The sequence below is a fragment of the Streptomyces phaeochromogenes genome (assembly GCF_001418655.1).
Classification (GTDB): Bacteria; Actinomycetota; Actinomycetes; order Streptomycetales; family Streptomycetaceae; genus Streptomyces; species Streptomyces phaeochromogenes.
Genome location: NZ_LIQZ01000356.1, coordinates 1 through 9,691, shown reverse-complemented (window position 1 = coordinate 9,691; position 9,691 = coordinate 1). Strand labels below are relative to the sequence as shown.

Genomic DNA, 9,691 nt, shown 5'->3' with positions numbered 1-9,691 from the left:
ACGCAGCTTCATCGAGCGCCGCGAACTCCGGCTGTCGGCGCTCGATGAAGCTGCGTACGCCCTCGCGGTAGTCGGGAGCCCGCTTCGCCGTGGCGAGCAGCTCGGCCGCGCTGTCGCGGCTCTCGGTGAAGCTCCTCGACTGGTCGTCGGCGAGTTGCCGCTTGATGAGGGACATCGCGTACGGGCTGGCCGAGGAGGCCAGTCGGGTGGCGTACGCGATCGCTGTCGGGAGCAGTTCCGCCGGCTCGACCAGGCGGTTGACCAGGCCCATCACCAGGGCCTCCGTACCGGTGATCCGGCGTGAGGAGAGCAGCAGGTCGCTCGCGTTCCCGTATCCGACGAGCCGGGGCAGGAGCCACGACACGCCGTCCTCCGCGACCAGGCCGCGTGCACTGAAGGCGGCGGCGAACTTGGCGTCCGGTACGGCGAACCGCACGTCGCACATCAGCGCCTGGTTGAAGCCGATTCCGGCGCAGGCGCCGTTGACGGCCGCCACGAGAGGTTTCGGGAAGGACATGGGCCGGGTGCGCGGCGGCAGCTGGTCGGTCGGCCACGGGCTCGCGCCGGAGGACGCCCCGTCCAGCACGCTCATGTCCATGCCCGGGCAGAAGCTGCGCCCCGCCCCGGTCAGCACGACGGCCCGGACCGCCGGATCGGCCTCGGCGCGGTCGAAGAGTTCGTTATAGAGCAGCTCCATCTCCAGCGTCCAGGCGTTGTGCCGTTCGGGCCGGTTCAGGGTGAGGAGCATGACCCCGTCGTCGGTCAGCTCGGTGAGGATCACCGGGGTCGGGTTCTCGGTCATCGAGGTCACTCCCACGGGCCCGTGTTGGGTTTATAGCTAGATGAATCATCTATATACCCAACGACGGCCCGGACGCCAGACCGAGTCCCGCAAGGGCAAGATCACCCGACCCTTGACCTGGTACCCTCGATGCACTAAGACGATTCATTTTGCTATATGAGGAGCCACCGTGGCTGAGGCAGCCCGCGCAGAGACGCCGATCGTGCCCGCTCCCTCCCGCGGCCCCGTCGGACGCCAGGTGCGCGTACCGAAGACGGCCGAACTGGTCGCAGGACACCTGCGCCGCCAGATCGTACGGGGCGAGCTGAAGCCCGACGACGCGCTGCCGCCGGAGTCGGGACTGATGGAGCAGTTCGGCATCTCTCGGCCGACGCTGCGCGAGGCGTTCCGCGTCCTGGAGTCGGAGTCCCTCATCACGGTCCGCCGTGGAGCGCACGGCGGCGCCCGGGTGAGCGCGCCCGATTCGGACGTCGCGGCCCGCTTCGCCGGGCTGATCCTGGAGTACCGCGGCGCCACTCTCGGGGACGTATACCGGGCGGCGGCCCTCATCGAGCCGCCGTGCGCGCGCCAGGTGGCGACCAAGCACACGGCGGACGACATCAAGCGGCTGCGCGACGCAGTGGCGGCCGAGAAGGCCGCACTGGACAACCCCCTGGCCCTGGTGGACGCACAGGACGCCTTCCATGCCCTCCTGGTCGAGCTCACCGGCAACCAGACGCTGATCCTCCTGTGCGGCATGCTGCGCAACATCATCGACCGGGCCAACGCCTCGTACACCGCGGCCGCCACCGACGCCGAGACCCAGAAGGTGCAGGCCCTCAAGGGGCACCGGGCGCACGTCCGGCTGGTCGGCCTGATCGAGTCCGGCAAGGCGGACGAGGCGGAGAAGCTGTGGCAGCGGCACATCTCCAGCGCCGACGACGTCGTCAACGCACTGGGCCCCAAGACAGTTCTGGAGCTCATCGACTGACCACCTGAACACCCGCTCCTCACCCTCCCTTGCGTTCTCCAAATAGTTAGATAATTATAGGAGGCGTACTGAATGGCTTCAGGGTGGAGGCGACGGCCATGGCCGAACAGCGCAAGCGGATCTTCGACTGCGATCAGCACATGTACGAGGAACGGGACTCCTTCACGCGCTACCTCCCGAAGGAGTTCCTCGGCCAGGCAGTGGCGCCGGTGACCCTGCCGGACGGCCGTGAGGTCATCCTCGCCGGGGACCGGATCGTGGTCTGTCTGGAGCCCGAGTTCGGGCAGGTCTACCGGCCCGGATCGCTCAAGGAGATGCTCAAGGCGATGGCCTCGGGCAACCCCGACGAGACGTACCAGTTCGAGCCGATGCACGAGGCGTACCAGAACCGCGAGGCCCGGCTGCGCGTCATGGACGAGCAGGGCCTGGACCAGACGATCATCTATCCGGGCGGCTGGGCCCTGGTCGCCGAGGAGTACGTACAGGGCGTCGAGCCGCTCTACGCCAACTACCACTCGTTCAACCGCTATATGAACGAGGTGTGGGGCTTCAACCACAACGACCGCATCTACTCCCCCGCCCTGCTGTCCCTGCGTGACCTGGACAGTGCGGTGAAGGAGCTGGAGTTCGTGCTGGAGCAGGGCGCCCGGTTCATCATGCTGCCGACCGGCCCGCAGTACGGCCGCTCGCCCGGGGACCCGTACTTCGACCCGTTCTGGAAACTGGTCAACGAGGCCAAGGCCAGCGTGTGTTACCACATCAGCGAGTTCTACTACAACTCGAAGGTCGCCCCTGCCTGGGGCCACGACGCGAGTCCGATCCACTTCCGGATGTCCGCGTGGCAGTGGATGAACACCTACGGCCAGCGCCCGATCGAGGAGACGCTGTCTGCACTGATCTTCGACAACCTCTTCGGGCGTTTCCCCGACATCAACGTCCTGGTGTCCGAGTTCGGCGCCGAGTGGGTGCCCCACTTCGTCCGCCACATGGACAAGAGCCGCGGCATGGGCCGCAACGGCCCCTGGATCGGCGGCCAGTTGGACGAGCGCCCCAGCCAGGTCTTCCGCAAGCACATCCGGGTGGTGCCCTACCCGGAGGACGACATCCCTAGCCTGGTGAAGCGTCTCGGCTATCACGAGTCCATCGTGATGGGCTCGGACTTCCCGCACGCGGAGGGCATCGCCAACCCGGCCGACTACCGCAAGCTCCTGGCAGAACTCGACGAGTCGGTCCAGGACGACATCATGTACAACAACGCCCAGCAGCTGATCAGCCGTTGAGCCTGGCGGTCAACGTGAGTGAGCCCGGTACCGACATCGGTACCGGGCTCGCTCAGTAGGACATGCCACTCGGAGATTCGGCCCGCGCTCAATCGGCGAGGTCGGCCGCGAGGTTCGCCAGGTTGGTGAGCAAGCCCGCGCCGCGCCGCGAGTGGTCGTAGCCCGCGAGCGGGTAGCCGTTGCTCAGACAGGCGAAGGACAGGCCGGACTCCGGGTCCATGAAGCCCAGTTGGTATGCGGCGCCGGCGCTGCCGAAGAGCAACGGTGAGCCCGTGGACGGCAGTTGGCTGCCCGCGTCAGGACCGGCCACGGTGACGAACAGCCCCACGCTCGTACGCCGCCCGCTTCCGCCCCCGTAGATCTGTTCGCCGTGCGGGTGCCCGGTCAGACGGATCCGGGTGCCCTCCGCCACCGCTTCCGGCTTCCACAGGCCCGAGTGCTCCAGCGCCTGGAAGTACAGGGCCACGTCGGCGGCGGTGGCGACCAGCGCGTGACTCGGTTCGCCGGCCGCCAGCACGCGCGGGTCGGACAGGTACCAGGGCCCCCAGGGGTCGGGGTCCTGGTCGTCGTCCGTGCGGTCGGTGGCGATCATCGGGGCGACGGTGCCGGGCTGTCGGTCCACGGGGACGCCGAGTTCGATCGAGGACAGGCCCAGCGGGCGGACGATCCGTTCGTGCAGGTACTCGGCGAAGGTCAGGCCCGTACGCCGCTCGACGATCTCGGCGATCAGCCAGGCCGCCGAAGTGAGGTGGAACTGGAAGCGGCTGCCCGGCGGGGTGTCGAAGCGCCAGCGGCCGAACGCGGCGAGCCGTTGCTCGCGGTCGAGCATCTTCGGGTACCCGAGCGGTGCGAAGGGGAAGCCGGCGGTGTGCGTGAGGACTTGCTCGACCGTCACCACCTCCTTCCCGTTCGGCGCGAACTCCGGGATGATCGCGGCGACTTGCTCGCCCACGTCCAGCAGCCCGTCGCCGATCAGTTTCCACACGACGCCCGCGACGATCGACCGTCCGACGGACTGCAGGACGTACCGGGTGTCCGGACGGGCGTCGCCCCAGGTCTCGAAGGCCACCAGCCGACCGCCCTTGGCGACGGCGACCTGCGCGGACGGCAGCGGTCCGTGGTCGACCTCCAGCCGGATCCTTCGCAGCAGTACGTCGAGCCGGTGCGGGTCGACACCGACGGCCTCCGGGGCGACGACGGAGTGGTCAAGTGTCATACGAGCCTCCCTTGTTCCCCGGTGTTCTCCGGCGGTTCGAGCAGGTCGCGGCGTACGACCTTGCCGTTGGCGTTGCGTGGCAGCTCGTCCACGAACCACCAGCGGACGGGCACCTTGAACCCGGAGAGGCGGTCGCGGGCATACGTCCTGAGCGCCGCCGGTTCCGGTGGTTCGTCACGGTCGGACGGTACGACGAAGGCGACGACGGTCTGGCCGAGCCGGTCGTCCGGCGCGCCGGAGACCGCCACGTCCGCGATGCCGGGGTGCGCGGCGAGGACCGTCTCCACCTCCAGCGGGTGGACGTTCTCGCCACCTCGGATGATCATGTCGGTGCGTCGGCCGGACAGGTAGAGATAGCCGTCCTCCGACACCCGGCCCAGATCGCCGCTGTGCAGCCAGCCCTCGGCGTCCACGCGGAAGAGATGGTCGGCGCGGGCGTGGATCTCGCCGACCCCGTCCGGTCCGGCGTCCCGGACCCGCAGTTCGACGCCGGGGGCAGCCCGTCCGACGGACCGCAGCAGTTCGGTGTGTCCGGCGACCGCCTCGCGGTGGTCCTCGGGGGTGAGCACGCTGATGGGCGAGCCCTCCGTCTGGCCGAACATGTTGAGCATGCGGACGCCGGGCATCGCCTCGTACGTGCGCCGCAGTGTGCCGGGGCGGATGGGCGCGCCGCCGTACTGGAGGACGCGCAGCCCTTCGTGGCGGGCCTGACCGGCCGCAAGCAGCGTTTCCAGCATCGCGGGGACCATGCTGGTGTGGGTGGTTCCGAGTTCCCGCAGCAGGGCCCAGCCCTCGACGGTGAAGCGCGGCAGGCCGGTGATCAGCGCGCCGGCGGCGAGGGCGACGGCGATGTTGCCGAGGCCTGCGATGTGGTGGAAGGGCGCGCTGCCACCGTAGAAGCTGTCGGGGTCGAGCGCGCAGAGCCGGCCGTTGACGTGGGCGCGGGCCGCCAGCCGCCGCTGTGTCATGGGGACGGGTTTGGGGATGCCGGTCGTCCCGGAGGTGTGCAGGACTGCGGCGAGCGCGTCGGGCTCGGCGGTCAACGCCCGTCCGCTCGGGCGCGGTTCGGGGACGACGACGGCCGGGCAGCCGACCAGTTGGGCCACCTGCTCACCGAGTTCGGCGAACTCCGGCTGGGCGAGGAGGAGTCGTGACCCTGACGCCTTGACCACCGCCGCGATCTCGTACGGGGTCGCGCGGACGCCGAGCGGGGCGAGCGGGTGGCCCGATCCCGCGCCGCCGATGACCAGCGCGAGGGCGTCGGCGGAGGTGGCGATCAGCGCGGGTACCGGCTCACCGGGGGCGAGGCCGAGCGTGTCCAGCAGGTCCGCCGCGCCGCCCGCCCGGTCGAGGAGTTCGCGTCCTGTCCAGCTCAGGTCGCGGAACCGTACGGCGGGGCGCGCGTGGTCGTAGGCACGGCTCACCATCGCGGTCCAGGTGGGTGCCGCTACGGCCTTCGGCGCGCCGCCCATCGGTTCAGGGCTCCAGCCGGGCCGCCGCGATGCCGGTGACCACCTCGGCGCCGTTCTGGTTGACGGTGCGCACGGAGAAGTGGGCGACCGGTCCGGCCGGTGTGTCCTCGACGGACTCGACGGTCGCCGTGGCCGTCAGGGTGTCCCCGGGCCAGACCTGGGCCTTGAAGCGCACTCCGAAGGTCAGCAGTGCCTCCGTGCCGACCCAGTCGGTGAGGACCCGGCCGGTCATGGCCATCGTGAGCATTCCATGGGCGAACACGCCGGGATAGCCCGCGACTTCGATGGCGAACCGCTCGTCGGTGTGCAGCGGGTTGTAGTCGCCCGACGCGCCCGCGTACTGCACGATCCGGGTGCGCTTCAGGTCCTCGACCAGCACGCTCTCCCGGGTCTCACCGACCTTGATGCCGTCCGCGCTCAGGCTCATCGTGCGTCCTTCGGGGTTGCGGGGCCCTCGGGCACCACGGCCACGGTCCGGGCGCTCACGACGGGTTCGCCGGCGGCGTCCCGGTACTCGGTGACTCGCTCGCTGAACAGCAGGCGGCCGGTGCGGCCCTGCTTCTCCCAGCTGCGTCCGGGGACGGTGGTCGCGTACAGGGTCTCCCCCGCGCGCACCGGGCGGTGGTACTCGAAGTGCTGCTCGGCGTGCAGCCCGCCGCCGCCCTCGGGCATCACCCCGGGACCGCTCCCCGATCCGAACCACTCCTCGCCCTGCCTGGGCCGCAGGCGATGGTCCGGGTCGTACTGAGCGCTCGCCATCGTGAAAGTGGGCGGTGCGAGTACGGTCTCGCCCCGGTGGGCCGGGGTCTCGTCGCCGATGGCACGGGCGAACATCATGATGTGCCCGGCCTCGACGGGGAACGGCTGCCCTGTCATCGTCCAGTCTCCTCGGTCGGTACGGCGGTCGGTACGGTGCGCCGCGTGGCGGCTCAGTACGTCGCCTCAGTACGTCGCCTCAGTACGTCGCCTCAGTACGTCGGCTCAGTACGTCGGCTCAGTACGTCGGCTCAGTACGTCGGGTCAGTACGGCAGGAAGGCGTCGCGGGTGGCCTCGTCCGGGTCGAAGTCGGGAGGCAGTCCCTCGAACTTCGGCTCCCTCTTCTCCACGAAGCTGGCGACGCCCTCGCGGAAGTCCGGCGAGCCCGCGAAGAACTCCATGGCGGAGTAGGAGCGGGCGAGCGCCCCGGTGAAGTCGCGGTCGAGATCGCCGTACACCTGGTGGCGTACGACGGCCATGGCGCGCGGGGAGCAGTTGCGGGCGATGTCGCGGGCGTAGGCGCGGGCTGCGTCGAGCAGGTCCTCCGGTTCCACGACACGGCTGACGAGGCCGAGTTCCTTCGCCTCGTCGGCGTCGAAGACCCGGCCGGACAGCAGCAGGTCGAGCGCGTTCTCCAGGCCGACGACGCGTGGCAGCACGTACGGCATGTTGTACTCGCCGGCCAGGCCGCGGCGGGTGAAGGCGGTGGTGAAGCGGGCCCCGCGGGCGGCGAAGCGGATGTCGCAGATGAGTGCCTGGACCAGGCCGATGCCCGCGCAGGCACCGTTGACGGCGGCGATCAGGGGCTTCGGCATGTTGCGCCTGCTGTACATGGGGACGCGGGCCTGGAGGTTGAGGGACTGGCCCGGCTGTGCGTTCTGTTCCAGCCGCTGGACGTCCATGCCGGGGCAGAACGCCCGGCCCGCGCCCGTGATGACCACGACCCGGACGGCGGGGTCCTCGGCGGCCTCGTCGAGGAGCGCGAAGAAGCGGCGCTCCATGGGGATGCTCCACGCGTTCTTGCGCTCGGGCCGGTTGAGGGTGACGGTGGCGACGCCGTCCTCGTCGACCTCGTAGAGCACCAGGTCCTGGTCCTGGGTGGGCTCCTCGGACATCACGTCACTCCTCGGTCAACGGTTCGATGGGGTCACCGACGCCAGGCCGCTCCCCCGAGATGGTCACCACCACCTGGCCCCGGGCACAGATACGTCCGTCGGGCATCCGCACGTCGACGTCGGCGAAGTGCAGGCGGCGGCCCCGTCTGATGCACCGCGCGAAGGCGACGGCCTCCCGGCCCCGGGCCGGCGCGAGGTACTGGACCGACATCGACACGGTGCTGAGCCGACTCCCCTTCTGGAAGTCGTGCCCGGCGATCACCGCTCCGGCGCCCGCGGTGTCGATCAGTGCCGAGATCACTCCGCCGTGGAAGACGCCTTCGTGGGCGGAGAGGGCCTCGGCGTAGGGAAGGGCCACCTCGACGCCGTCGGAGTCCCAACGGAGCATGCGCATCCGGCAGTTGCGGTTGAACGCGACCCCGCGTTCCCAGCGGGCCCGGAACCACGCACGGCGTTCGCGCTGCTCCTGGTCGGTGAGGGTCCTCGCCGCGACGGTCATCCGCACGCCCTCCGGTCTCGGCCTGTCCAGCCGATCGATATAGTTACATGAATTGAATAGTTGTAGCAATCGTACGGGACGAACCCGAGCTCCAGATGTATTATTTATATAACTCATTAGCTCGCTCGTCACGGGGTGCTCCGGCACGGAGTACTCCCCCAGAGGGAGGCCCCTCGATGCCGTCGACCGCCCTGGCCGGAGTACGCGTCCTCGACCTGTCCCGCATCCTCGCGGCCCCGCTGGCCACCCAGATGCTGGCCGACCTCGGCGCGGAGGTGATCAAGGTCGAGCGCCCCGGGACGGGCGACGACTCACGGACGTACGGCCCGCCCTTCGCGGCCGGCCCCGAGGGCGACCGCACGGACACGGCCGCCTTCTACCTCTCCTGCAACCGCAACAAGCAGTCGGTCACCGTCAACCACGCCACCGCCGATGGCCAGGCGCTGATCCGCGCCCTCGCCGCCCGCTCGGACGTCCTCGTCGAGAACTTCCGCGCGGGGACGCTGGCGAAGTACGGCCTCGACCACGAGAGCCTGCGCGAGCTCAACCCGCGCCTGGTGTACCTGTCGGTCACCGGCTTCGGCCAGACCGGACCGTACGCCGCCCGCCCCGGCTACGACGGCATCTTCCAGGCCATGTCCGGGATGATGAGCGTCTCCGGACACCCCGACGAGCCCATGAAGGTCGGGGTCAGCATGGTCGACATCCTCACCGGGCTGTACGCCTCCACGGCCGTCCTGGCCGCTCTGCGACACCGGGACGCCACCGGCGAGGGCCAGTTCATCGACCTCTCCCTGCTGGACTGCGGGCTCGCCTCGCTGTCGCACTTCGCGATGAACTACCTCGTGTCCGGGGAGGTTCCGCAGCGGCGCGGCAACGGTGGCTACGGCGGGGTCCCTTCACAGGCCTTCCTGTGCAAGGACAAGCCGGTGTTCCTCGTTGCGGGCAACGACAAGCAGTTCGCCGCGTTCTGTGCCGCGGCCGGGCGCAGCGATCTTCTTCAGGATCCGCGGTTCGGTACGACCTCCGCGCGGATCGCCCATCGTGCGGAGATCCTGCCTGTGCTCGAAGAGATCATGCTGACCCGGACGCGGGACGAGTGGCTCGCCGTTCTGGACGAACACGACGTCCCTGCCGGGCCGTTCAACGAGCTGCCCGAGGTTTTCGCCGATCCTCAGATTCAGCATCGGGGGATGCTGGTCGACGTCGACGACCCTGCGTCCGGGCGCCTCCCGCTCCTCGCCAACCCGATCCGCTTCACGGCGACCCCCGTCGAGGGCTATGCCCCGCCACCCGGCCTCGGCGAGCACACCGCCGAAGTCCTGGGCAGGTTGGCGGGGGTGACTGAGGGGCAGTTGGCTGGGTTGCGGGCGCGGGGGGTTGTGTGAGGTTCTTTCGCCCCCGCCGCCCCTACCCATTCCCGTCCCCTGGGGCTCCGCCCCAGACCCCGTGGGGTGGGTTGTCGGGTGGAGGTCGGCTGTTGCTGGCCGCGCAGTTCCCCGCGCCCCTGGGTTTTTAGGGGCGCGGGGAACTGCGCAGTATTTAGCCCCTCCGGCGTTTGAGGAGCGGGGGTTCGGGGG

The 9,691-nt window shown here is 69.7% G+C and carries 10 protein-coding genes; 3 read left to right on the top strand and 7 right to left on the bottom strand.

The annotated features are described in order from the left end of the window. On the bottom strand, positions 1–802 hold an 802-nt coding region (locus AOK17_RS37685), incomplete at its 3' end, for an enoyl-CoA hydratase-related protein (protein ID WP_055617111.1). 169 nt (positions 803–971) lie between these two features. On the opposite strand from AOK17_RS37685, the gene AOK17_RS37680 reads away from it, so the two are divergent. Together AOK17_RS37680 and AOK17_RS37675 are read left to right on the top strand one after the other, a co-directional pair. Beyond that, positions 972–1,772: a FadR/GntR family transcriptional regulator gene (locus AOK17_RS37680; protein WP_055617110.1), complete on the top strand. Its 801-nt coding sequence runs from the start codon at positions 972–974 to the stop codon at positions 1,770–1,772. 98 nt (positions 1,773–1,870) lie between these two features. Further along, positions 1,871–3,052, top strand: a complete 1,182-nt coding sequence (locus tag AOK17_RS37675) for an amidohydrolase family protein (RefSeq protein WP_055617112.1) — start codon at positions 1,871–1,873, stop codon at positions 3,050–3,052. A gap of 88 nt (positions 3,053–3,140) precedes the next feature. Here AOK17_RS37675 and AOK17_RS37670 read toward each other — a convergent pair whose 3' ends face one another. From AOK17_RS37670 to AOK17_RS37645, 6 genes are all read right to left on the bottom strand, one after another. Beyond that, on the bottom strand, positions 3,141–4,268 hold the full coding sequence (locus AOK17_RS37670) for a serine hydrolase domain-containing protein (protein WP_055617109.1): 1,128 nt from the start codon (positions 4,266–4,268) through the stop codon (positions 3,141–3,143). Beyond that, the gene (locus tag AOK17_RS37665; RefSeq protein WP_055617108.1) at positions 4,265–5,740 is read right to left on the bottom strand and encodes a class I adenylate-forming enzyme family protein; all 1,476 of its coding nucleotides are present in this window, start codon (positions 5,738–5,740) and stop codon (positions 4,265–4,267) included. Before AOK17_RS37665 ends, AOK17_RS37670 begins: the two co-directional genes overlap by 4 nt. Positions 5,741–5,744: 4 nt before the next feature. After that, the gene (locus tag AOK17_RS37660) at positions 5,745–6,167 is read right to left on the bottom strand and encodes a MaoC/PaaZ C-terminal domain-containing protein (protein ID WP_055617107.1); all 423 of its coding nucleotides are present in this window, start codon (positions 6,165–6,167) and stop codon (positions 5,745–5,747) included. Continuing rightward, positions 6,164–6,616 (bottom strand): FAS1-like dehydratase domain-containing protein, encoded by a 453-nt coding sequence (locus tag AOK17_RS37655; RefSeq protein ID WP_055617106.1) that lies wholly within the window; start codon positions 6,614–6,616, stop codon positions 6,164–6,166. Before AOK17_RS37655 ends, AOK17_RS37660 begins: the two co-directional genes overlap by 4 nt. 144 nt (positions 6,617–6,760) lie before the next feature. Further along, positions 6,761–7,612: an enoyl-CoA hydratase-related protein gene (locus AOK17_RS37650; protein ID WP_055617105.1), complete on the bottom strand. Its 852-nt coding sequence runs from the start codon at positions 7,610–7,612 to the stop codon at positions 6,761–6,763. Positions 7,613–7,616: 4 nt separating this feature from the next. Continuing rightward, entirely contained in the window at positions 7,617–8,111 is a 495-nt protein-coding gene (locus tag AOK17_RS37645) for a PaaI family thioesterase (RefSeq protein ID WP_055617104.1), read from the bottom strand. 176 nt (positions 8,112–8,287) lie between these two features. Here AOK17_RS37645 and AOK17_RS37640 point away from each other — a divergent pair, with 176 nt between their 5' ends. Next, entirely contained in the window at positions 8,288–9,499 is a 1,212-nt protein-coding gene (locus tag AOK17_RS37640; RefSeq protein WP_055617103.1) for a CaiB/BaiF CoA transferase family protein, read from the top strand. Positions 9,500–9,691: the final 192 nt, after the last annotated feature.

Bases quoted from the DNA above. Each gene is read 5' to 3' on its own strand.
- AOK17_RS37670 (WP_055617109.1), bottom strand. From the start codon at position 4,268: ATGACACTTGACCACTCCGTCGTCGCCCCGGAGGCCGTCGGTGTCGAC.
- AOK17_RS37655 (WP_055617106.1), bottom strand. From the start codon at position 6,616: ATGACAGGGCAGCCGTTCCCCGTCGAGGCCGGGCACATCATGATGTTC.
- AOK17_RS37650 (WP_055617105.1), bottom strand. From the start codon at position 7,612: ATGTCCGAGGAGCCCACCCAGGACCAGGACCTGGTGCTCTACGAGGTC.
- AOK17_RS37665 (WP_055617108.1), bottom strand. From the start codon at position 5,740: ATGGGCGGCGCGCCGAAGGCCGTAGCGGCACCCACCTGGACCGCGATG.
- AOK17_RS37640 (WP_055617103.1), top strand. From the start codon at position 8,288: ATGCCGTCGACCGCCCTGGCCGGAGTACGCGTCCTCGACCTGTCCCGC.
- AOK17_RS37675 (WP_055617112.1), top strand. From the start codon at position 1,871: ATGGCCGAACAGCGCAAGCGGATCTTCGACTGCGATCAGCACATGTAC.
- AOK17_RS37645 (WP_055617104.1), bottom strand. From the start codon at position 8,111: ATGACCGTCGCGGCGAGGACCCTCACCGACCAGGAGCAGCGCGAACGC.
- AOK17_RS37660 (WP_055617107.1), bottom strand. From the start codon at position 6,167: ATGAGCCTGAGCGCGGACGGCATCAAGGTCGGTGAGACCCGGGAGAGC.